The organism is Ensifer sp. M14 (genome assembly GCF_003355565.1).
In the GTDB taxonomy this organism is placed as follows: Bacteria; Pseudomonadota; Alphaproteobacteria; order Rhizobiales; family Rhizobiaceae; genus Ensifer.
Genome location: NZ_QJNR01000004.1, coordinates 228960 through 251084, shown reverse-complemented (window position 1 = coordinate 251084; position 22125 = coordinate 228960). Strand labels below are relative to the sequence as shown.

Sequence of the window (22125 nt, the reverse complement as noted above, 5' to 3'; positions counted from 1 at the left end):
ATCGGAAGGCGGCAAAATGCAGATGAATTTGGCGACGGCGGCGGGCGCGTTTCAAAAGGACGGCGACGCGTTTCAGGCCGGAAGCAATCTATCTCAGGCGGCGGGGGATAAGCACGACATGAGGCATGACGCACTGTTCGAGCGGGTGAGTGCGCGTTTGAAAGCCCAGGTCGGTCCCGATGTCTTCGCTAGCTGGTTTGGGCGTCTGAAGCTCCATTCGACTTCCAAGAGCGTCGTGCGCCTCTCGGTGCCCACGACATTCCTGAAATCCTGGATCAACAACCGCTATCTCGATCTCATCACCCAGATCTTCCAGCAGGAAGACGGTGAAATCCTGAAGGTGGAGATCCTGGTGCGCACTGCCACTCGTGGCGCCCGCCCGGTTTCACAGGAAGAAGCACTGCCGCAGGCAACGGAAACGACCCCTGCAACGCCGGCACGCCGCCCGACGTCCGCCCAGTCCGTGGCTTCGGTCGCAGCCTCCACAGTTGCCAGCGTACAACGACCGACCCAGGCGCCGCTTTTCGGCTCGCCGCTCGATCAGCGCTACACCTTTGACAGCTTCGTGGAAGGCTCTTCCAACCGCGTTGCGCTTGCCGCCGCCCGCACGATTGCGGAAGCCGGCGCCGGTGCCGTGCGCTTCAACCCGCTGTTCATTCATTCGAGCGTCGGTCTCGGCAAGACCCATCTTCTCCAGGCGATCGCCATCCAGGCACTGCAGAGCGCCCGCGCTCCGCGCGTCGTCTATCTGACAGCCGAATACTTCATGTGGCGCTTTGCCACCGCGATCCGCGACAATGACGCGCTGTCGCTGAAGGAATCGCTGCGCAACATTGATCTTCTGGTTATCGACGACATGCAGTTCCTGCAGGGCAAGTCGATCCAGCACGAATTCTGCCATCTGCTCAACATGCTGCTCGATTCCGCCAAGCAGGTCGTCGTTGCCGCCGACCGCGCCCCTTGGGAGCTGGAATCGCTCGATAGCCGCGTTCGCTCGCGCCTCCAGGGCGGTGTCGCCATCGAAATGGACGGCCCGGACTATGACATGCGCCTCGAAATGCTGAACCGCCGTCTAGACTCCGCCCGCCAGGACGACACGTCGCTGGACATTCCTGGCGATATCCTGAGCCATGTTGCCCGCAACGTCACGGCCAGCGGCCGCGAACTCGAAGGCGCGTTCAACCAGCTGCTCTTCCGCCGCTCGTTCGAACCGCAGCTGTCGATCGAGCGTGTCGACGAATTGCTCGGCCACCTCGTCAATGCCGGCGAGCCGCGCCGCGTCCGCATCGAGGACATCCAGCGCGTCGTTGCCAAGCACTACAATGTGTCGCGCCAGGAGCTGGTTTCGAACCGCCGCACCCGCGTCATCGTCAAGCCGCGCCAGATTGCCATGTATCTGTCGAAGACGCTGACGCCGCGTTCCTTCCCGGAAATCGGCCGTCGCTTCGGTGGTCGTGACCACACGACCGTTCTGCATGCCGTGCGCAAGATCGAGGAGTTGATCTCCGGCGATACCAAGCTCAGCCATGAGATCGAGCTTCTGAAGCGCCTGATCAACGAATAGGCGTTAGACGCGTTGTCGAACTAACAGGAAAGCCCGGGAAACCGGGCTTTTTCGGTTTCAGGTGCCCCGTGCCTGCTCAATGATCCAGGCGCGGAAGGACGCAACCGCCGGCCGGTCGAGCGCCGACGGCGGATAGACCAGGTGATAGGCAAGGTCGGTGGCGATGCCGATCGGAAAAGGTGCGACCAGGACACCATCGGCAAGCTCGCGCGAAACCAGCGACAGGCGCACGAGAGCGATGCCGTCGCCGGCTTTTGCCGCCTCGATCGCGCCATTGCTGTTGACGAAGACGGGACCACGCGTGGTGTCGATGCCCTCGGCGCTGACGGCTTCCAGCCACAACTGCCAATCGTGCCTCTGTACGTCATGCAGCAAGACATGGGTTGCAAGGTCTGTCGGCGCGGAGAGCGGAGACTTGCGCAATAGGGCTGGATTGGCGACCGGCACCAGGTCGTCACCAAGCAGTCGCTCGCTTGCCAGGCCCTCATAGCGGCCGAAGCCGTGGCGAATGGCGATGTCGACACCATCCGAGACAAAGTCGGTCAGCCGGTTCGAGGCACTGATGCGCATGTCGATCCCATTGAGGCGCTCCTCGAAATTGTTGATGCGCGGCACCAGCCATTGCGCCGCGAAGGTCGGGGTGCAGCTTACCGTCAGCACCGGCATGCGATTTCGCGACGTCAGTTCCTCGGTCGCTTCCCGCATCATCCGGAAGGCGCGGCGCAACGTCGAAAAATAGCTGCTTCCATCTTCGGTCAGAACCAGTTGTCGAGGCCGCCGCTCGAACAGGGCGATCCCCAGTGTCTGTTCCAGCTCGCGCACCTGCAGGCTGACGGCCCCGGGCGTGACGCCGAGTTCGCGCGCCGCGAGCGTCACGCTCAAATGGCGAGCCGTGGCTTCGAATGCGCGCAATGACGAAAGCGATGGAAGTGCTGTCATATGATTTAGCTGAACTCAATCATCGAGAGAGAAATGCTCGTTTGTGATTACTATAACATGCTGGCAATATTCATGTAAATCGAATCTACCTGCGGATTTCGTCTCAGGTAGATACGAAAAACTAAATCGTTGAGGGGATATGAAGATGTCTGGAACGATCAAGGTGAAGGTCATGGGGCCCGGCGAATGGGCGATGCTGATCGCGTTATCGCTGCTCTGGGGCGGTTCATTCTTTTTCGTCGGCGTCGCCGTCAAGGCGCTGCCGCCGTTTACCATCGTCGCCTTGCGGGTCAGCCTCGCGGCTGTGGCACTTCTGCTCTTCCTGCGCTTCACCGGTCGCTCGATGCCGCGGGACGGCCGCATCTGGCTGGCCTTCTTCGGCATGGGCCTGCTCAACAACCTCATCCCGTTTTCGCTGATCGTCTGGGGCCAGACCCATATCGCCAGTGGTCTCGCCTCTATCCTCAATGCAACGACACCCCTCTTCGGCGTCGTCGTCGCCCACTTGCTGACCGACGATGAAAAGTTGACCGCCAGCAAGCTCTGGGGCGTGGTGATCGGCTTTCTCGGTGTGGCGATGATGATCGGTCCGGCAGCGCTTGGCGGGCTGGGCTCGAATGTGCTGGCCCAGGTCGCCGTGCTGGGGGCCGCCCTTTCCTATGCCTTCGCCGGCGTTTTTGCCCGTCGTTTCAAGCGCATGGGTGTCGCCCCCATCGTCACCGCGACCGGGCAGGTCAGCGCATCGAGTATCATGCTGGTGCCAATCGCGCTGCTCGTCGATCATCCCTGGGCCTTGACCATGCCTGGCCTTGAGGTGTGGGGAGCGATCGTCGGCATCGCCCTGATCTCGACAGCGCTTGCCTATGTGCTGTTTTTCCGCATCCTCGAAACGGCAGGCGTCACCAACCTGATGCTGGTGACGTTCCTGATCCCGGTCAGCGCCATCCTGCTCGGTGCCCTCTTCCTCGGCGAGAGCCTGGAGCCCAAGCACTTCTTCGGTATGACGTTGATCGCAGCCGGCCTTGCCGCCATCGACGGCCGTCTGCTGCGGCGTTTCCGCCGCAAGACGCCGGTCGACCCCGATCTCGCCTGTGGTGAAAATATCTGAAATTGTCGGCTTTTCCTGGCGATCGCGGCGGTGCGCAGGCACCAGCCGCGATCTTCGTGTCTGAACCCGCGGTTGCGGGTATTTTTTTTGGAGGTGTTGTCGCTTATCTCTTCTCCAGATCGTCCTTGTGACAGGAGCAGGAGAGTTCCAATGCTTTACGCCGTATTTTGCTACAACCAGGAAGACGTGACCGCCAATTGGTCGAAGGAAGAGGACGACAAGGTCATGCGCGACCTCGCCGCCGTCCAGCGCAAATACGGCGATGCCGGCAAGCTCGGGCCGGTGGCACGGCTGCTGCCGACGACGGCTGCGACGACGCTGCGCCACAGTGCGAGCGAAACCGTCGTGATCGACGGCCCGTTTGCCGAAACGAAGGAGCAACTGCTCGGTTTCTATGTGGTCGATTGCGCGTCGCTCGACGAAGCGCTCGGCTTTGCCCGCGAACTGAGTGCTGCCAATCCTGCGACCGGTTCCTATGAAATTCGTCCCCTCGCCATCTACAAGCCAAGTGAGCTTCCCGCATGACAGACACGACCTGGATCGACCTCGCACTTGTTTCCGCTCGGCCGCAGGCAATGGGCGCGCTTCTGCGCTATTTCCGCAATCTCGATACTGCCGAGGAAGCATTTCAGGAGGCCTGCATCCGGGCATTGAAGGCGTGGCCGAAGAGTGGTCCACCACGCGATCCCGCCGCCTGGCTGATCTTCGTCGGCCGCAACAGCGGCATCGACAAGGTCCGCCGTCAGTCGCGCGAGACCGCACTGCCGCCGGAGGAATTGCTCTCCGATCTCGAGGATCAGGAGAGCGATCTCGCCGACAGACTGGACGGCTCGCACTATCGCGACGACATCCTCAAACTGTTGTTTGTCTGCAGCAATCCGGTTCTTCCGGCAACGCAGCAGATCGCGCTGGCGCTGCGCATCGTCTCCGGCCTTTCGGTCAAGCAGATTGCCCGCGCCTTCCTCGTCGGCGAGGCGGCGATGGAGCAACGCATCACCCGGGCAAAGGCCCGTGTCGCTGCCGCCGGCATCGAATTCGAAACACCTGACGCGGCCGATCGGTCGGAGCGCCTAGTGGCCGTCGCAACCATGATCTACCTCGTCTTCAACGAGGGCTATTCGGCGATGAACGGGCCGGCCAGCGTCTCGGCCGATCTTTGCGAGGAAGCGATCCGGCTCGCCCGGCTTCTGTTGCGGCTGTTTCCCTCCGAACCGGAAATGATGGGTCTGACGGCGCTGCTCCTGCTGCAGCATTCCCGCTCGCGCGCGCGCTTCGATGCCGATGGCGGCATCATCCTGCTCGATGATCAGGATCGCAGCCTCTGGAAAAAGCCGCTGATCACCGAGGCGCTGGCGATGATCGACAAGGCAGTGCGCCATCGCCAGCCCGGCCCCTATCAGATTCAGGCGGCAATCGCCGCGCTGCACGCGCGCGCGACGCACCCCGACGAAACCGACTGGGAAGAGATCGATCTGCTCTACCAGGCGTTGGAGCGGCTGCAGCCGTCGCCGGTGATCACGCTCAACCGAGCCGTTGCCGTGTCGAAGCGGGACGGGCCGGAGGCTGCCCTCGCACTGATCAAACCGCTTGCCGAAAAACTCGCCGGCTACTTTTACTTCCATGGGTTGAACGGGGCGCTGTTGAAGCAGGCTGGCCGGGTTCGCGAGGCGCGCGTCGCCTTCGACCGGGCGATTGCGCTCGCCACCAATGCCGCGGAGGCCTCTCACATCCGCATGCAGCTCGATCATCTGTGCAAGAATGAGTGCGGAAAAAACCTCGAAGAAGAAAAAAGATAAAAATCGTCTCGGCGGTTGTCGGAACCGTCGCTGCAACTTCGTCCTTGGAATGAACCCGCAGACGGAGAAGCAAAAATGACCGTTATCACCGAAATCAAAGCCGCCGACGACCGCGAGCTGGTCATCAGCCGCCTGATCGATGCGCCACGCGAGCTCGTCTACCGCTGCTGGACGGATGCCGAACTGCTGAAGAAGTGGTTCGCGCCTTCGCCCTGGACGACGCCGGAGGCGAAACTGGACGTTCGGGCCGGCGGCGCCAACCGCATCGTCATGCGCTCGCCCGAGGGAGAGGACTATCCCAATCTCGGCGTCTATCTCGAAGTGGTGCCGAACGAGAAACTGGTTTTCACAGATGCCTTTACCGATGCGTGGGCGCCCTCTGACAAGCCGTTCATGGTCGTGACGATCACCTTCGAGGATGTCGGGACGCAGACCCGCTACACGGCACGCGTCCGCCACTGGTCTGTGGAGGATCGCGAAGCCCACGAAAAGATGGGCTTTCACCAGGGCTGGGGCCAATGCGCCACCCAGCTCGAAGGGACAGCCAAGCAACTTTGAAACCCACCGCGTGAAGTCGCTTCTTCACGCCGACCAGCATAGGGAAAGGAGACCCGTCATGTCCGTAATCGACAACAAGAGTGCTGCCGTCGCCGAAATCCGTGCGGTGATTGATGACTGGGCGGATGCCCTGCGCACAAAGGACGCCAAGCGCGTCATCGGCCATGGCACGCCCGACTGCGTGCTCTTCTCGCTGGCGCCGCCGCTGAAGTCCTCCGATGCCGGCGAGGGCGGGCTTGAACAGTGGTTTTCCACCTGGCGTGGACCGCTCGGCTACCGTTTCGAGGATCTCGATATCTCGGCCGGCGGCGACGTTGCTTTCGTCTCGATGCTGACCGAGCTTTCCGGCGAGAAGATCGATGCCGGCAAGATATCGGTCTGGTTCCGCCAGACCCTTGGCCTGAAACGCATGGCGGACGGCTGGAAGATCGCGCATCAGCACGAGTCCGTGCCGTTCTACATGGACGGCAGCTTCAAGGCCGCCATCGATCTCAATCCGTCGTCTTCGGTCGACTGGCAGGCGCCGGCAGCGCTGCCGATGCCAGGCCCGATCGCCTATCTCTGCGTTGAGGATGCGGCCGCGACTGCCGATTTCTACACCCGTGCCTTTGCCGCAACCGATGGCGGACGCATGCTCGCCGAAGACGGCAAACGGCTGGTGCATTGCCACCTGACGATCAATGGCGGCGCGCTGATGCTCAACGATCCCTTCCCGGAACACGGCATGGCCTATGCCCCGCCGCAAGGCGTCGTCCTGCATCTGGTGGTCGAGGACGCGCAGTTCTGGTGGGACCGGGCGGTTGCCGCCGGCGCCGAGGCGACGATGCCGCTCGGCGTCGCCTTCTGGGGCGATCTCTATGGCCAACTGCGCGATCCCTTCGGCATCCGCTGGGGTATCGTCGGTCCGGTAAAGAAGACAGACTGAAAAATCGATTTGTGACAACGGGATACGAGGAGACTTCCCCGAATGAGTACTGCTCTTGCTATGACGGCTCCGGCCGGAAAAATGGTGATCCTCGGCCGCGTGCTGAGCGGCCTGGTCGTTGCCTTTCTGGCTTTCGACGGCGCGATCAAGCTGGTGCCGCTGGACGTGGTGACTGAGACACTCGCCGTACTCGGTTACCCCGCCGACGTCGGCCTTGCGCGCATGCTCGGCGTGCTCACACTGCTGTGCGCCGTACTTTATACGATCCCGAGAACGTCAGTTCTCGGCGCCATTCTGCTGACCGGTTACCTGGGTGGCGCCATGGCGACCCATCTGCGCGCCGACAGCCCTGTCTTCACTCATCTGCTGTTCGGCTTCTACCTCGGCGTCATCGCCTGGGCCGGTCTCTGGCTGAGAGACCGTCGCGTGCGCGACCTTATACCGTTCACGAACTAAACACGGCCGACAAGGAGACCTTGAAGCATGAATAAGACGGTCAACGACTACATCACCGGCCTCTCCGGTACGCCGGCTGATGTGGCGAAGGGGTTGCACGGCGCCATCCTCGCTGCCGGCGGCACCAAAGACAGCGTGAAATGGGGCCATCCGATCTATGAGGCCGGCGGACCGGTCTGCCTGATCAAGGCCGCCAAGGATCACGTGACGCTGGGCTTCTGGCGCGGCGCCGATATGCTCGACCTAGACCCGCGCCTGGCTAAGGGTGGCGGCAAGGGCGACATGGCCTTCATCAAAGTGAAAGCACTGGGCGAGGTCGATCTGGCTCAGATGGCGCGGCTGGTGGCTCGCGGCATCGCACTCAACGTCGAGAAGGGCGATCCGTTCAAATCCTGAGCGACGAAACAAACTTGCGAAAGGCGCTCCAAAACAGAGCGCCTTTCTCTTGATCGATGCAATACATCTTCGCGGGATCGATGATTTCACAATGCGCGCGAGGCACCATGATCCTTTACTACCAGACCCACTCTCCCTTTGCCCGCAAGGCGCTCGTCTTCGCCCACGAGGTCGGCATCGCCGAGCGCTTGCAGGTGATCCATCACGAAACCAGCCCGACGCTGCGCAACGAAAAGGTTCATGCCGAAAACCCGCTCGGCAAGGTGCCGGTGCTCTTGCGCCCCGAGGATGAGGCGATCTTCGATTCCGACGTCATCTGCGCCTATTTCGATACGCTTCATGACGGCCGCAAACTGATCCCCGAAAGCGGCGAGGCGCGCTGGCGGGCGCTGAGATTGCAGGCCGTCGCGCAAGGCCTGGCGCAGGCGGGGATCGGGCTTCGCTGGGAAACGGATCGGCGCCCGGAAGGTCTGCGCTACCCGGCCCTGGCCGACGGCTACAGCGAAAAGGTCGAACAGACCTATGACTGGCTGGAGCAGACGCTCGATGTCGATGCGCCGCTCGATATCGGTCACGTTGCTCTTGCGACGACTTTGTCCTGGATGGCTTTTCGCCATCTGCCGTCGTTCCGTGACCGCAAGACGCTGACCGACTGGTTTGATGCCTTCGAAGCCAGACCATCAATGCGCGCGACGCCGCTATCGGGCGAAACGCACGACTGATCCTTTTCCCGTCGGGTAATACGGGCCGGGCTTTCGCCCGCCCGCAAGCGCGTCAGCAGGCGAGGTCGGCGACGACGGCGTCGAGGATCAGCATGCCCGAGGGCGTGCAGCGCAAGCGCGAGTTGCCCAGCCGCTCGATGAAGCCATGGTCGATCAGGAACTGTTCGCGGTCCGGATCGGGATCGCGCCCGGACAGCGTCTGCCAGCGGGCGAGATCGACGCCTTCCTTGAGCCGCAGCCCCATCAGCAGCAATTCGTCCGACTGCGCTTCCAGATCGAGCACTTCGCGCTCGACCATGCCGTGGCCGTGGGTTTCGACCAGCCGAAGCCATTCTTCCGGCTTGCGTTCGGTTGCTGTTGCCACCTTGGCGCCACCGACGCTGAGACGGCCGTGGGCACCTGGGCCGATGCCGGCATAGTCGCCATAGCGCCAGTAAGTGAGGTTATGGCGGCTTTCGGCGCCCGGGCGGGCGTGGTTGGACACCTCATAGGCCGGCATGCCGATCGACGCGGTGACGTCCTGGGTCGCCTCATAGAGGACCGCCGATTGCTCGCCATCAGGAACGATCAGCTTGCCGGCCTTGTGCAGGCCGAAGAAGGGCGTGCCTTCCTCGATCGTCAACTGGTAGAGCGACAGGTGGTCGACGGCATAGGAGACCGCCTCCTTGAGCTCGCGCTCCCATTCCTCGACGGTCTGGTTGGGTCGGGCATAGATCAGGTCGAAGGACATGCGCGGAAAGATCTCGCGCGCCAGCCGGATCGCCTTCAGCGCATCCTCGACATTGTGCAGCCGCCCGAGGAATTTGAGATCCCGGTCGTTCAGCGCCTGGACGCCCAGCGAGACCCGGTTGACGCCGGCGGCGCGGTAACCGTGGAAGCGCGTCGCCTCGACGCTCGAAGGGTTCGCCTCCATGGTGATCTCGATGCCATCGGGCACATGCCATTCGCGGGCGATGCCCGAAAGGATGGCATCGACGGTTGCCGGATCCATCAGCGACGGCGTGCCGCCACCCATGAAGATGCTGGTGACCGTGCGTGGACCGGAAAGCTCGCGCGCGTCTGCCATTTCCTTGAGGAAGGCGGCGACGAAGCGCGGCTGGTCGACCGGTTGGTGGCGCACATGGCTGTTGAAGTCGCAATAGGGGCACTTGGCCGCGCAGAACGGCCAGTGCACATAGATCCCGAAGCCGGGGTCCATGCCGTCACCGATCGCCGATAGCGTGGCCGTCTGCATTGTTGCGTCTCTCATGCGGTGGATCTCGATGACGTTGGCCCGATCGATCCAAAGTCATGAACGTGATCTGTTCTCGTAAACTGGAACGGCGACGGTGCGGCACACCGCATACACGTTTCCGCGTCAGGCTCCAAGGCAGGTTTCGGCGAAGATCTTGAACGCGCGGGCGCGGTGCGACAAGGCTTCACTATCGCCCGGCTTCCATCCGTGTTTCTCGTCTGCGCTCATTTCGCCGAATGTGGTGTCGTACCCCTTCGGCTGGAAGACCGGATCATAGCCAAAACCTTGGTCGCCGCGTGGCGGCCAGACGACGTGGCCCTCGACTTCGCCGCGGAAAAGCTCGACATGGCCGTCCGGCCAGGCAAGGCAGAGCACGGAGACGAAACGGGCCGTGCGCTTCTCAGGCGCGCTAGCGCCCCTGTCCTGCAGCGCGTCCTCGACCTTCTGCATCGCCATTGCGAAATCGCGGCTGCCGTCTTCGCGCTCGGCCCAATTGGCGGTGTAAACGCCGGGCGCGCCGTCAAGCGCGTCGATCGCCAGGCCGGAATCGTCCGAAAGCGCCGGCAGGCCCGATGCCTTGGCCGAGGCTAGCGCCTTGATCGTCGCGTTTTCTTCGAACGTCGTGCCGGTTTCGTCCGGCTCCACGAAGTTGAGGTCGGCCGCCGACTTGGCTTGGAAGCCGAGCGGGCCGATCAGGTCGCGGATCTCGCGGATCTTGCCGGCGTTGTGGCTGGCGACGATGAGTGTCTTGTCATCCAATGTGCGCATGATGTGTCGTCTCTTAAAAGATGCGGGCGCAGGGGCCACGTTTCATTCGATGGACCAGAGGCCCGGCTCCGCGCATTCCAGGCTGTTTCCAGCCGGATCGCGGAAATAGAAGGACCGGGCGCCGTTCGGCCAGGCAACATCGGCCTCGATCGCAATGCCGGCTGCTTCCAGTTTGGCCTTCCACGCATCGAGCGCCTCGCGTGCGACGCGGAAGCACATGTGGCCCTGGCCGGTGGTGCCATGCGACAGAGGCGGTTTGATCGTCTCCGTCGGATTGAAAATCAGCAGAACGCCCGGGCCGCAACGGAAGAACACATGCCGATTGCCGGCGCGCGTAATCTTTTCCAGCCCGAGCACGCCGCCGTAGAAGGCCTCGGCGCTGTCGAGATCCGACGCATAGAGCGCGGTCTCGAGAATGCCTTCGAGCGCCGGGGCCATGGTCTCCGTCCTTTTCGTCAGCCTGATATCGCCTGCTTCTGCAGCGCGACGAGCTCGGCGATACCGGTCTTTGCAAGCCCGAGCAGGCCTGCGAATTCCTCTTCGCTGAAGGGCTTGCCTTCGGCGGTGCCCTGGATCTCTACGATGCCGCCGGTTCCGGTCATGACGAAGTTCGCGTCCGTCTCGGCAGCGGAATCTTCGAGATAGTCGAGGTCGATGATCGACTGGTTGGCGAAGATACCGCAGGAGATAGCGGCGACATGGTCTTTCAGGACCTTCTCGACCTTCACCATGTTGCGGGCTTCCATCCACTTCAGGCAGTCGTGCAGCGCCACAAAGGCGCCGGTGATCGAGGCGGTGCGCGTGCCGCCGTCAGCCTGGATGACGTCGCAGTCGATCGAGATCTGGCGCTCGCCGAGCGCGGGCAGATCGACGACGGCGCGCAGCGACCGGCCGATCAGGCGCTGGATTTCCTGGGTGCGGCCGCTCTGCTTGCCGCTCGAGGCTTCGCGGCGCATGCGCTCGCCGGTGGCGCGGGGCAGCATGCCGTATTCGGCCGTCACCCAGCCCTTGCCGCCGTTGCGCAGCCAGGCCGGAACCTTCTCTTCAAGGCTGGCGGTGCACAAAACGTGCGTATCGCCGAACCGCACCAGACAGGAGCCTTCCGCGTGCTTGGAGAAATTGCGCTCGAACGAAACCTTGCGCATTTGGTCGATTTTTCTGCCGGATGGCCGCATCATCAAACTCCTATCGTATCTGGTGAGCCTTCTAGAGCATGGCAGAGGTAAAGGGAACCGGTGGATAGCTGGGGATCGCGGCGATTTTTCCCTTTTGCTATCGGGCGCGGGGATCACTATATTTCCGGCGGCAGGATTGGCCTGCGAACATGGAGCGACATGGTACTGCGCAATCCCGGAGTGACCGATATCGCGGCGGCGCTGGACGAGCGTTCCGGTGAAATCTTCCGTCGCATCGTCGAAACCTATTTGAACAACGGCGAACCGCTCGGCTCCCGCAACCTTTCGCGGTTGCTGCCGATGTCGCTGTCGCCGGCCTCCGTGCGCAATGTGATGAGCGATCTCGAAGATCTCGGGCTCATCTATTCGCCGCATGTCAGCGCCGGTCGGCTGCCGACGCAGACGGGCCTGCGCTTCTTCGTCGACGCCTTCATGCAGGTCGGCAATCTCTCCCCGGAGGACCGCGCCTCGATCGACCGCCACGTCCGGCGCAGCGATCATACGCAGCCGGTCGACACGTTGCTGGCCGAGGCAAGCCAGATGCTGTCCGGCATGTCGCGCGGCGCCGGCCTTGTCATCACCGCCAAGAACGATCCGGTCTTGAAGCATGTGGAGTTCATCCGGCTGGCGCCGACCAAGGCGCTCGCCGTGCTCGTCGGCGAACACGATCAGGTCGAAAACCGCATCATCGAGCTTCCCGCCGGCGTGACGAGTTCGCAACTGACGGAAGCGGCGAATTTCCTCAACGCCCATCTCGCCGGCCAGACGATCGGCGAAGTGCGCTCGCAGCTTGAAACGGTCAAGCAGACCGTGCGCAGCGAACTCGATGCCCTGTCCCAGGACCTGGTTGAGCGCGGGCTGGCGATCTGGTCCGGCAGCGAAGGCGATGAGAAGCCGGCGCGACTGATCGTTCGCGGCCGGGCGAACCTGCTCGAGGGCCTTGAGGGTACCGAGGATATCGACCGCCTGCGCATGCTCTTCGACGATCTGGAAAAGAAGGACAGCCTGATCGAGCTGCTCGATCTCGCCGAGAGCGGTCCTGGCGTCAGGATCTTCATCGGCTCGGAGAACAAGTTGTTTTCGTTGTCTGGTTCGTCGCTGATCGTAGCGCCCTATCGCGACAGCGAAGATCGGATCGTCGGCGCCGTCGGCGTCATCGGTCCGACGCGGCTCAACTATTCGCGCATCGTGCCGATGGTCGACTATACCGCGCAGCTGATGTCGCGGCTTTCGCGCTGAACGAGCGCTTTTGGCCACAGACTGCATTGAACCCTTGATTTTTCGGCCCTAAACCTCGATATCGGCATCAAATCCAGTCACTGGGCATTCTTACGCCATGCGGCCATTGTTGCGCGCGGGTGTGAAAATGCGAAAGACACGACAGACGATACACCGGAGAACGTCATGACCGACGAAACAAACAAGCACGGACACGAAGCTGCCGCCACCGACGAGGCAGTCAACGCTGCACCCGAGGCTGTGGAAGCGGCGCCGGTTGCCGAACCCGATCCGCTGGAACTTGCGCGCGCCGAGAACAACGATCTGCGCGACAAGTATCTGCGGCTCGCTGCCGAGATGGACAACCTGCGCCGCCGCACCGAACGCGACGTCAAGGATGCCAAGTCCTATTCGGTCGCAGGCTTTGCCCGCGACATGCTGGCCGTCTCCGATAATCTGCGCCGTGCGCTCGATGCCATTCCGGCGGAAGCCAAGGAAGCCGGCGAAACCGGCCTCAACGCCCTGATCGAAGGCGTCGAGATGACCGAGCGCGCCATGCTGTCGGCGCTGGAGCGCCACGGCGTGAAGAAGCTGGAGCCGGAAGGTCAGAAGTTCGACCCGAACTTCCACCAGGCCATGTTCGAAATCCCGAACGCCGATGTGCCGAACAACACGGTGCTGCAGGTCGTCCAGGCCGGCTACACCATCGGCGATCGCGTTCTGCGCCCAGCCATGGTCGGCGTGTCCAAGGGCGGCCCGAAGGCCGCCGCGACAGAGGGCGACAGCCCGGCGGCCTGAGCTGCGCTCTGAATTGCTGAAACGCCGCGCGTCCCTCCGGACGCGCGGCGTTCTTGTTTTGGTGGTTTCATCAACGCAAGGCCGGTATCAGCCAAACAGCTGCCGCAGGTGGTCGTTGAGGAAGCGTCCCTCCGGGTCGATCCTTGCCCGCAACGCCCGGAAATCACCAGACCTTGGGTAGAGCGCGGTCACGTCCTCGGCGCCGAGGAAATGCAGCTTGCCCCAATGCGGCCGTGAGCCGTACTGGCGCAGGATCGTGTCGACATCCTTCAAGTATTCCCAGTAGTCCGTGCCCGGTTCGCCCGAGACCGAAAGCGTGATCGAATCCTGTTCGAAGAACGGGCTTATCCAGCCGGTGTCGCCTGCGGTGAACCGGTACTCGATCGGGTAGATACAGGTCGGGTGCTTTTCCAGCATCAGCTTGCGCACCGCTTTGACGGCATCCTTGCCATGGGCAACGGGCACCGCATATTCCAGCTCGTGGAAGTTCGGCACGTATTCGATCGGATAGATCTCCGAGGAATAGGCGATCTTCTCAAAACCCTGTTCCATCGGCGGTCGGTCGGTGATGTCGATCACCTTCATTTCGCAGACATCGGACGTCCTGTCCGTCGTCGAAACCGACGCGGTATCCGGCAGGCAATAGCAGTGCCGGCTCTCGGGAACCGGGCACCAGAAGAAGCCGAAGTGCCGGTGCATGGCCGCAAGCTCGTCATGCTGCTCGATCATCTCGTCGAAGGTGCAACGCCAGAGCTTTTCGTGCAGGTTGTAGCTGTCCATCGCCTGCAGCGTGATCTCGGAGATCACGCCTAGCATGCCGATCGAGACACGCGCCGCCTCCAGGAGATCCGGCGTCGTCTCGTCGACGACGAGAATGCTGCCATCCGGCTGCACGAGCCGCATGCCGACGATCTGCGAGGCCATGTTGCCGAGCGTGGCCCCGGTGCCATGGGTGCCGGTGGTCAGCGCGCCTGCCAAGGCCTGGCTGTCGATGTCGCCCTGGTTGATGAGCGAGAGACCGCTCGACTTCAGGACCTTGCCGAGCTGGTTGATGGTCGTGCCCGCCTTCACGGCGACGCGCTTGCGCGCCTGGTCGATGTTGACGACGCCCTGCATGTTCGAGAGCGTCAGATGCAGTCCGCTGGTCAAAGCCACCGGCGTGAAGGAATGGCCGGAGCCGGCGCAGCGCACGTTGAGCCCCTGCGACGTCGCCTCGCGAACCATTTCGGCGAGCGCCGCCTCGCTCTCCGGCGCGCCGCGCTGGCGTACGATGCATGATTGGTTTCCGACCCAGTTGCGCCAGTGGCCACCTGATTGAAGCATGTCTTTCCCCTCTCTCAGACCGCCGTGAAGCAATTGTCGACGAACAGATGCGTGCCGTTGACGAAACTCGCCTCGTCGCTGGCCAGAAACAGTGCGGCGTTCGCCACTTCCTTCGGATCGCACATGCGGCCCTGCTGGGCGGCGATCGCCGCTTCAGAGACGTCGACGCCGTATTTGCTGAGGCCGACCAGTTCGCGCTTGCCGTGATCGGTGGCGATGAAGCCGGGGCAGACCGCGTTGCAGCGGATGCCGCGGTCGCGGAATTCGACGGCGATGGCGCGGGCGAACATGTGGCAGGCGCCCTTGGTCGTATCGTAGAGAACCTCCATCGGCGTCGCCGCCACGGCCGAGATCGACGAGGTGCAGACGATGCTGCCGCCGCCGGCGGCGAGCATGCCCGGCAGCACCGCCTTGGTCATCAGGAACATGCTGCGCACGTTGACGGCCATCAGCCGGTCCCACTCGTCCTCTTCCGTTTCGAGGAAGGGTCCGACCGCCAGGATGCCGGCGTGATTGAAGAGAACGGTGATCGCGCCGAAGGCCGCCTCGACCGCCTTGACGGCGGAACTGACCTCTGCCGAGACTGAGACATCCGCCGGCGCAAAGATCGCCTCGCCGCCGTTCGCACGGATGGCGGCGGCCACCTCTTCGCCTTTGCTGCGCGGCAGATCGACGATGCCGACCTTTGCACCCTCGCGGGCGAAGAGTTCGGAGGCGGCAAGCCCGCAGCCGCCGGCCCCGCCACTGATCAACGCCACTTTTCCCGAAAGTCGGCCTGCCATCTGATCCCCCTTGCGCTCAAGCGCCACACGGTCTCGTGCGGCGATCTCGGTCCTCATGGGATGGATTATTGTTGACGAAGTAGGGGCTGTCGATATCCCATGGGGGATACGCGGGCAGGGGGAGAGTTCGACGCGCATGCTGGCTCGGGAATCGGCCGATATTTCGGCCATGATCGGATTGATCGGAACGCAGGATTTCGGCGGCGCCCTCGACCGCATGCTGCGCTCGGTCGCAAGTTTCGACCTGTCAGTCGCCTTCGCCTATCCCTATGACAAAAGGCCGATCGTGCTGCATGACGGCTATACGGCGAAGGTGTCCGCCAGCGCGCTTTCCGCCTATCTCGGCGGCGCCTACCTGCTCGACCCGTTCTATGTCGCCTGTAGCGGCGGTCAGCCGGCGGGGCTGTGGCGCATGCGCGAGCTGGCGCCGGACCAGTTCTTCCATTCGGATTTTTCAAGTTCGGCCGAAGTGCATCCCTGCATCTCGATGGAAAGCGGCGTTCTGGTCGAGGAGATCGGCTTCGTCATTCCGCTCGATGACCAGGTCCAGGCGACCTATTCCCTGATGCGCGGTCGCGGCGGCACACCGTTCACCGACGAGGAACTGGAGCGCCTGAGGATCTACGAGCCGATTGTCAGGGAAGCGGTACGGTCGAACTGGCGCCAGCAGAGCGAAGCGGTCGCGGCGGCACCTCGGGACGACGACGCGATCGAGACCGCGTTCGACAGCCTCTGTGCCGAGCGCCTGACCCGGCAGCAACGCAACATCGTGCGGCTGATCCTGCGGGGGCACAGCAACCTGTCGATCGGCAAGACGATGAACATCGCCGAAGGAACCGTCCGCATTCACCGCAAGAACATTTACCGCCGGCTCGGTATTTCGAGCCAGGGCGCCCTGTTTCGGATTTTCATAGATCATCTGAACCGCCGGCAGATTTACTGACGGCCAGATTTGCTGACAGCCAGATTTACTGACGGGAGGTGCGGGCGGTTGCTCAGGCGGCGTGAGAGGTCGTGTCCTCGTTGAGCAGCGTGTAGATGGCGTTGGCGGAATCGCTCGATCGGATCTTTGCCACCATATCGTGGTCGCGCAGCACGCGGGCGATGCGCGACAGGGCCTTCAGATGGTCGGCGCCGGCGCCTTCGGGCGCAAGCAACAGGAAGACGAGGTCGACAGGCTGGTCGTCGAGGGCTTCGAAATCCACCGGCGTGTCCAACCGGGCAAAGATCCCGATGATCGATGGCAGGTTGTTCAGCTTGCCGTGCGGAATGGCGATGCCGTTGCCGACGCCGGTAGAGCCGAGCCGTTCACGCTGCAGGATGACATCGAAAATTTCGCGCTCCGGGAGCCCGGTGATCTTTGCCGCTTTTGCCGCCAATTCCTGAAGGAGCTGTTTTTTCGAGTTGGCCCTCATGGCCGGGATGATCGCATTTTGGTGCAGTAGACCTGCCAATGCCATTCTTTTGTCCTCGTTCGCCGGTTAGAGCCGGACAACATCATCACAAATGCGTCGCAATGGCTCTAACCATCTTTGTCTTGGCGGGTTCCATGCACAGAAAAGTCGTATTTTCCGGCCTGTCCGCTGATCCAAGTGGAGGAAGCGCCGGCACACCGGCGCTCCCCTTTTCCACTCATCCCTTGATATTGGCAGCGTCAATCCAGCCAATGTTTCCATCGTTGCGTCTGTAGACGATATTCAACTCTGCCTTGCCGGGCGTCCGGAACATCAAAACGGGCTCATCCGTCATGTCGAGCGCCATCACAGCGCTCGCGACAGACATCGTCCTCAATTGTTTCGAACTCTCGGCCACGATCGTCGGTGCGTAATCCTCGGGGACTTCGTCATCCTCGAACGGCACCGAGTCCATCACTGTGTAAGCCACCTCGGTACCTTGACCATTACCGTTGTGGTGGTCCTTGAGCTTGCGCTTGTAGCGGCGAAGGCGCTTTTCGATGCGCTCCGACGCTGCGTCAAAGGCAGCCTGAGGATCGTTGGCCTGTCCGCTCGCCTGCATAACCACGCCCGTATCGAGATGAAGCTTGCAGTCGGCGCTAAAGCGCGGCCCAGACTTTTCCACAGTGACCTGGCTTGAATATCCTCCGTCGAAATATTTGGTAACGGCCTGTTCGATCTGGTCGCCGATGCGGGCGCGGAACGAATCGCCGATTTCCATTTGTTTACCGGATACACGCACACTCATGGAGTTTCCTCTCTATTTCGTGATTTGCGCAGCCAGTCTATTCCAAGCGCTCCCGTCATCCAAGCCTTTCACGCTTGCGGGGGCCTCTGTGTCGCACCTGCCGGTCGTACCGGCCGCCCGAGGAAGACCGTGTCCTCGGCAATTGCGGCGGGCTCATATCCCCTGCGTCGTGGAGAGTCAATCGAAGGTCGCAAAAAAGTTAACGCGCCTTAACTTAAAGGCGCTCTTTTGACGGGTTCAGAAGCCCGATACCTTGGCCAGCGCTCGCTTTTCCCGCCGTCGCTGGACGGAGGAGGGGATGTTCATCGCCTCGCGGTATTTCGCAACCGTGCGGCGCGCGATATCGACGCCGGCCTGCTTGAGGTTGTCGACGATATCGTCGTCGGACAGCACGGCGTCGGCCCTTTCCTCATGGATCATCGTGCGGATGCGATGACGCACGGTTTCGGCCGAATGGCTGTCACCGCCCTCGGCCGAGCTGATCGACACGGTGAAGAAGTACTTCAATTCGAACAGCCCGCGCGGTGTCAGCATGTACTTGTTCGAGGTGACGCGGCTGACCGTCGACTCGTGCATCTTGATAGCGTCCGCCACGGTTTTCAGGTTCAAGGGCCGCAGATGCCCGACGCCATGGACGAGGAACGCATCCTGCTGGCGAACGATCTCGGCGGCGACCTTCATGATCGTTTTGGCGCGTTGATCGAGACTGCGGGTGAGCCAGTTGGCGGTCTGCAGGCATTCGTTGAGAAAGGCCTGGTCGGCGCTGTTCTTTTCGGTGCCGCGTGACACGGAGGTGAAATAGGCCTGATTGACGAGGACGCGCGGCAGGGCGTCCGGATTGAGCTCGATGAGCCAGGTCCCGTCAGGTGCTGCCCGCACGACGATATCGGGAACGATCGCTTCGCTGACGCTGGTCTCGAAGCTCGTGCCCGGCTTCGGGTCGAGCTTGCGGATCTCGGCCAGCATGTCAATCAGGTCTTCTTCGTCAACGCCGCAGATTTTCTTGAGGTTGGCGAAATCGCGCCGGGCCAGAAGCTCCAGGTTGGCGACGAGAGCCTCCATCGCCGGATCGAGTCGATCGCGAAGGCGCAGCTGGATCGCAAGACATTCGCTGAGTGTGCGTGCAAACACGCCCGGCGGGTCGAACTGCTGCAAGGTGAGAAGGACGCGCGTGACGTCGGCGCTGGCGGCGCCGAGGCGCTCAGCGACCTCCTGCAGGTCGGCCTGCAGGTAGCCTGCCTCATCGAGCTGGTCGATCAGGTGCTGGGCGATCAGCCGGTCGGATGCGACGGAGAGCGCAAAGGGCAGTTGCTCCAGAAGCGTCTCGCGCAGGCTCTTGGTGCCGGCGACGAAGTCGTCGAAATCGTAGTCGCCGCCTTCACCGCTGCCGGGCATCGACTTCCATTGGCCGAGCAGTTCCGGCGCGTCGGCGCGTTGGGGTGCTGTGTCGTCCTGGTAGACATTGCCGAAATCCGCGTCGAGCTGTTCGTTGAGACGCTCGCCCCCGGTTGCCATGGCGTTGTCGTAGAGGTCTCGCTGGCCCGACGCCTCCTCCGTTGCGCCGAAATCCTCGCCGGATCCGGACGTCGGCTCGTCGCGGCTGCCGTGTTCGGAGCTGCCGCCGAAGTCGTCGTCATTGCCCTGAAGCTCGAGCAGCGGATTCTTCTCGACTTCCTGCGCGATGAACTGGTTGAGCTCCAGGTGCGTCATCTGCAGCAGCTGAATCGATTGCATCAGCTGCGGGGTCATGACCAGCGACTGAGACTGGCGCAGATGAAGGCTGGCCGACAATGCCATGCGGACCTGAAACTCCCGACGAAATTTCCACCGGTCGCGTCATTGGGCGGCCCGGTTTTTCATTTGGCCCAAAAATTGCTTATTGGAGAGGTTTGGTCAAGCGCGACCGCGGGCCGAGATGTCGGATTCGCCCGCGGATCACGTCAAAGGCTGAAATTATCGCCGAGATACAGCCGGCGCACGTCCGGATTGGTGACGATATCGTTGGCGCGGCCGTGGGTCAGCACTTCGCCGGCGTGGATGATATAGGCCCGGTCGATCAGGCCCAGCGTCTCGCGCACGTTGTGGTCGGTGATCAGCACGCCAATGCCACGCGACGTCAGGTGGCGCACCAGCGCCTGGATGTCGGCAACCGAAATCGGATCGACGCCGGCAAATGGCTCGTCGAGCAGCATGAAGGTCGGGTCGGTCGCCAGCGCACGGGCAATTTCGAGACGCCGCCGCTCGCCGCCGGAAAGGGCGATGGCCGGCGACTTGCGCAGGTGCGTGATGTTGAACTCGCCGAGCAGGTCGTTGAGCTTGCTTTCGCGCCGCTCCTGGTTCTTGTCGTGCACTTCGAGCACGGCGCGGATGTTTTCCTCCACCGTCAGCCCGCGAAAGATCGAGGCTTCCTGTGGCAGGTAGCCGACGCCGAGGCGGGCGCGGCGATACATCGGCATCGTCGTCACGTCGTTGCCGTTGATCTCGATCGAGCCTTCGTCGACCGGCACCAGGCCGGTGATCATGTAGAAGCAGGTGGTCTTGCCGGCGCCGTTGGGGCCGAGCAGGCCGACGGCTTCGCCGCGGCGAACGACCAGCGACACACCGTTGACAACGCGCCGCTCGCGATAGGCCTTGGTCAGGCCACGGGCGATCAGCGTGCCATCGTAACGCGCCTTGTCGACCGCGTGACCGGCTGCAGCGGGAGTGGCTGCCGACGGCTTGCGGACGCGCTTGCGCTTGTGAAGGAAGGGGAGTTGCACGAGCGGGTCTACGTCAGTTCTTTTTCTGCGACTTCGGGTCGAGCTGGATCTGCACCCGACCGCCACACGCGTCGAGCTGCGCTTCGCCCGTGTTCATCTGCACATTCAACTGGCAGCCGACGAAGACGTTCTTGCCTTCCGACAGCACGACCTTGTCGCCCTTCAGGACGAAGGTCTGCTTGGTCATGTCGAACTCGCCGCTGTCGGCGGTCGCCTGCTGCGTGCCGGAACTCAGGAAGACGCGCTGGCTGACCTCGATGCGATCGATGTCGGCGTCGCCGCTCGAGACCGAGCCGCCACCGGACTTGTAGAAGACCGTCATGCTGCCGGCCTGCAGCGTCGTGGTGCCCTGTACGACCTTGACGTTGCCGGTGAAGATCGCCTTGCTTTCCGGGTCCTTGATTTCAAGCTTGTCGCTTTCGATCTGGATCGGCTTGTCGTTCGACAGTTCGAGGCCCTTCATCTTGCTCGATGTGGCCTGGGCTGAAGCGCCCGAAACAATCATCAATGCGCCGATGCCGGCAACGGCCAGGCTGGCTGAAATCCTGAAAAATGTAGCGGGTACCGACATGGATGCACCAGATCCTAATTCGTGTTCTTGCGGATGGCGGTGGGTTCGAGATTGACCCTGACCATGCCCTCAAATGTTACTATGCGTCCCTTATCCGTCATTCGCAGCCGCTGCGCAATGATCGAACCACCCTTCATGCTGATCGCAATCGGTTGTTTCGTTTCCATTTCGCCGGCATTGATGTCCAGATAGGCCGACTGGAAGTCGGCGTTGACGCCATTATTCATGGTAATCGTGAACGGGGCGTTCATATCGAGCGTATTGGCGCCGCGATCGTAGATACCGTTGGTCGCGTCCACCGTGGCGATCAGCTTTTCGTTGACCGGCATTTCGGCATGGATCGTCTGCAGCGTGATGATGTCGGGATTGACGATATCCTGCAGCGCGCGCTGCGCCTTCATCGAATAGCTGATGCCCTGCTTGTTGCGCCCGGCAATGGCAGGGTTCTGCATGACGATCTTGCCGTCCTCGATCGTTGCACTATCGAGTTGCAGATCGACCGGCATGAAGGCGCGCACGAAGGAAATGACCGCAAAGATCGCCGCGATGACGCCAGCGACCACGGGCAGGATGATCTTCAGGCGCCTGACGCGCGCCGAATGCCGCGCGGCGAGCGCGTAGGCGTCCGACGAGCTCGCACCCGTATCGGCAAAAAAGCCGGGGGCTGGCGCATGATCTAACATGTGAAGACCTGTTGGTTCCGTTGCTTTTCAGCGTTCTCGCGAGAGCCGCGTTTTACATACATTCGTGTAAGTTGTCGCAAATATGGATATTTTTTGCCGCCGTACAATGCTGCCGCAAAAAACTTCGTGAAGACAGGAAAACGGCGGG

25 protein-coding genes are annotated in these 22125 nt (G+C 62.3%); 12 read left to right on the top strand and 13 right to left on the bottom strand.

Features of this window, described 5'->3' with window-relative positions; translation table 11 throughout:
- Positions 1–16: 16 nt before the first annotated feature.
- Entirely contained in the window at positions 17–1564 is a 1548-nt protein-coding gene (gene dnaA / locus BLJAPNOD_RS01265) for a chromosomal replication initiator protein DnaA (protein WP_077503017.1), read from the top strand.
- A 57-nt stretch (positions 1565–1621) separates the two neighbouring features.
- On the opposite strand, the gene gcvA is transcribed toward dnaA, so the two are convergent.
- The gene (gene gcvA, locus BLJAPNOD_RS01260) at positions 1622–2503 is read right to left on the bottom strand and encodes a transcriptional regulator GcvA (RefSeq protein ID WP_115418642.1); all 882 of its coding nucleotides are present in this window, start codon (positions 2501–2503) and stop codon (positions 1622–1624) included.
- Between the two features lie 172 nt (positions 2504–2675).
- On the opposite strand from gcvA, the gene BLJAPNOD_RS01255 reads away from it, so the two are divergent.
- The 8 genes from BLJAPNOD_RS01255 (at position 2676) to BLJAPNOD_RS01220 (ending at position 8464) form a co-directional block, all read left to right on the top strand.
- Positions 2676–3611 (top strand): DMT family transporter, encoded by a 936-nt coding sequence (locus tag BLJAPNOD_RS01255; protein ID WP_115421083.1) that lies wholly within the window; start codon positions 2676–2678, stop codon positions 3609–3611.
- Between the two features lie 150 nt (positions 3612–3761).
- Positions 3762–4136, top strand: a complete 375-nt coding sequence (locus BLJAPNOD_RS01250) for a YciI family protein (protein ID WP_077503015.1) — start codon at positions 3762–3764, stop codon at positions 4134–4136.
- A complete protein-coding gene (locus tag BLJAPNOD_RS01245; protein ID WP_115418641.1) occupies positions 4133–5407 on the top strand; it encodes an RNA polymerase sigma factor in 1275 nt (424 codons plus the stop codon). The genes BLJAPNOD_RS01250 and BLJAPNOD_RS01245 overlap by 4 nt, the downstream gene beginning before the upstream one ends.
- Positions 5408–5482: 75 nt before the next feature.
- Positions 5483–5965 carry an SRPBCC family protein gene (locus BLJAPNOD_RS01240; RefSeq protein ID WP_115418640.1) on the top strand — a complete coding sequence of 161 codons (483 nt, stop codon included), beginning with the start codon at positions 5483–5485 and terminating at the stop codon, positions 5963–5965.
- Positions 5966–6023: 58 nt separating this feature from the next.
- Positions 6024–6890, top strand: coding sequence for a nuclear transport factor 2 family protein (locus BLJAPNOD_RS01235; RefSeq protein ID WP_115418639.1), 867 nt, complete (start codon positions 6024–6026; stop codon positions 6888–6890).
- A 42-nt stretch (positions 6891–6932) separates the two neighbouring features.
- The gene (locus BLJAPNOD_RS01230) at positions 6933–7346 is read left to right on the top strand and encodes a DoxX family protein (RefSeq protein ID WP_077503011.1); all 414 of its coding nucleotides are present in this window, start codon (positions 6933–6935) and stop codon (positions 7344–7346) included.
- A 27-nt stretch (positions 7347–7373) separates the two neighbouring features.
- Positions 7374–7742: a DUF1801 domain-containing protein gene (locus tag BLJAPNOD_RS01225; protein WP_115418638.1), complete on the top strand. Its 369-nt coding sequence runs from the start codon at positions 7374–7376 to the stop codon at positions 7740–7742.
- A gap of 107 nt (positions 7743–7849) precedes the next feature.
- Positions 7850–8464, top strand: coding sequence for a glutathione S-transferase family protein (locus BLJAPNOD_RS01220; protein ID WP_115421082.1), 615 nt, complete (start codon positions 7850–7852; stop codon positions 8462–8464).
- 52 nt (positions 8465–8516) lie between these two features.
- Here the strand turns inward: BLJAPNOD_RS01220 and hemW are convergent, their stop codons facing one another.
- The 4 genes from hemW to rph form a co-directional block, all read right to left on the bottom strand.
- On the bottom strand, positions 8517–9698 hold the full coding sequence (hemW, locus tag BLJAPNOD_RS01215; protein ID WP_199565974.1) for a radical SAM family heme chaperone HemW: 1182 nt from the start codon (positions 9696–9698) through the stop codon (positions 8517–8519).
- 123 nt (positions 9699–9821) lie between these two features.
- Positions 9822–10466 carry an RdgB/HAM1 family non-canonical purine NTP pyrophosphatase gene (gene rdgB / locus BLJAPNOD_RS01210; RefSeq protein ID WP_115418637.1) on the bottom strand — a complete coding sequence of 215 codons (645 nt, stop codon included), beginning with the start codon at positions 10464–10466 and terminating at the stop codon, positions 9822–9824.
- A 42-nt stretch (positions 10467–10508) separates the two neighbouring features.
- Positions 10509–10904, bottom strand: a complete 396-nt coding sequence (locus BLJAPNOD_RS01205; protein WP_077503007.1) for a VOC family protein — start codon at positions 10902–10904, stop codon at positions 10509–10511.
- 17 nt (positions 10905–10921) lie between these two features.
- The gene (gene rph / locus BLJAPNOD_RS01200) at positions 10922–11641 is read right to left on the bottom strand and encodes a ribonuclease PH (protein ID WP_077503175.1); all 720 of its coding nucleotides are present in this window, start codon (positions 11639–11641) and stop codon (positions 10922–10924) included.
- A gap of 159 nt (positions 11642–11800) precedes the next feature.
- On the opposite strand from rph, the gene hrcA reads away from it, so the two are divergent.
- Positions 11801–12880, top strand: a complete 1080-nt coding sequence (gene hrcA, locus BLJAPNOD_RS01195; protein ID WP_077503006.1) for a heat-inducible transcriptional repressor HrcA — start codon at positions 11801–11803, stop codon at positions 12878–12880.
- Positions 12881–12985: 105 nt separating this feature from the next.
- The gene (gene grpE / locus BLJAPNOD_RS01190; protein WP_256372327.1) at positions 12986–13657 is read left to right on the top strand and encodes a nucleotide exchange factor GrpE; all 672 of its coding nucleotides are present in this window, start codon (positions 12986–12988) and stop codon (positions 13655–13657) included.
- An 87-nt stretch (positions 13658–13744) separates the two neighbouring features.
- Here the strand turns inward: grpE and BLJAPNOD_RS01185 are convergent, their stop codons facing one another.
- Positions 13745–14980 (bottom strand): D-arabinono-1,4-lactone oxidase, encoded by a 1236-nt coding sequence (locus BLJAPNOD_RS01185; RefSeq protein ID WP_115418636.1) that lies wholly within the window; start codon positions 14978–14980, stop codon positions 13745–13747.
- 14 nt (positions 14981–14994) lie between these two features.
- Positions 14995–15762 (bottom strand): SDR family NAD(P)-dependent oxidoreductase, encoded by a 768-nt coding sequence (locus BLJAPNOD_RS01180; RefSeq protein ID WP_115421080.1) that lies wholly within the window; start codon positions 15760–15762, stop codon positions 14995–14997.
- A 136-nt stretch (positions 15763–15898) separates the two neighbouring features.
- Here BLJAPNOD_RS01180 and BLJAPNOD_RS01175 point away from each other — a divergent pair, with 136 nt between their 5' ends.
- The gene (locus tag BLJAPNOD_RS01175; protein WP_115418635.1) at positions 15899–16705 is read left to right on the top strand and encodes a LuxR C-terminal-related transcriptional regulator; all 807 of its coding nucleotides are present in this window, start codon (positions 15899–15901) and stop codon (positions 16703–16705) included.
- A gap of 52 nt (positions 16706–16757) precedes the next feature.
- Here the strand turns inward: BLJAPNOD_RS01175 and ptsN are convergent, their stop codons facing one another.
- From ptsN to lptC, 6 genes are all read right to left on the bottom strand, one after another.
- On the bottom strand, positions 16758–17222 hold the full coding sequence (gene ptsN, locus BLJAPNOD_RS01170; protein ID WP_077503002.1) for a PTS IIA-like nitrogen regulatory protein PtsN: 465 nt from the start codon (positions 17220–17222) through the stop codon (positions 16758–16760).
- Between the two features lie 172 nt (positions 17223–17394).
- Positions 17395–17964, bottom strand: coding sequence for a ribosome-associated translation inhibitor RaiA (gene raiA / locus BLJAPNOD_RS01165; protein ID WP_077503001.1), 570 nt, complete (start codon positions 17962–17964; stop codon positions 17395–17397).
- A gap of 237 nt (positions 17965–18201) precedes the next feature.
- Positions 18202–19761, bottom strand: a complete 1560-nt coding sequence (gene rpoN / locus BLJAPNOD_RS01160; protein WP_115418634.1) for an RNA polymerase factor sigma-54 — start codon at positions 19759–19761, stop codon at positions 18202–18204.
- Between the two features lie 143 nt (positions 19762–19904).
- A complete protein-coding gene (gene lptB, locus BLJAPNOD_RS01155; RefSeq protein WP_077502999.1) occupies positions 19905–20723 on the bottom strand; it encodes an LPS export ABC transporter ATP-binding protein in 819 nt (272 codons plus the stop codon).
- 13 nt (positions 20724–20736) lie between these two features.
- Positions 20737–21294, bottom strand: a complete 558-nt coding sequence (locus BLJAPNOD_RS01150) for an LptA/OstA family protein (RefSeq protein ID WP_077502998.1) — start codon at positions 21292–21294, stop codon at positions 20737–20739.
- Positions 21295–21308: 14 nt separating this feature from the next.
- Positions 21309–21977 carry an LPS export ABC transporter periplasmic protein LptC gene (gene lptC / locus BLJAPNOD_RS01145; RefSeq protein ID WP_115418633.1) on the bottom strand — a complete coding sequence of 223 codons (669 nt, stop codon included), beginning with the start codon at positions 21975–21977 and terminating at the stop codon, positions 21309–21311.
- Between the last annotated feature and the right edge of the window lie 148 nt (positions 21978–22125).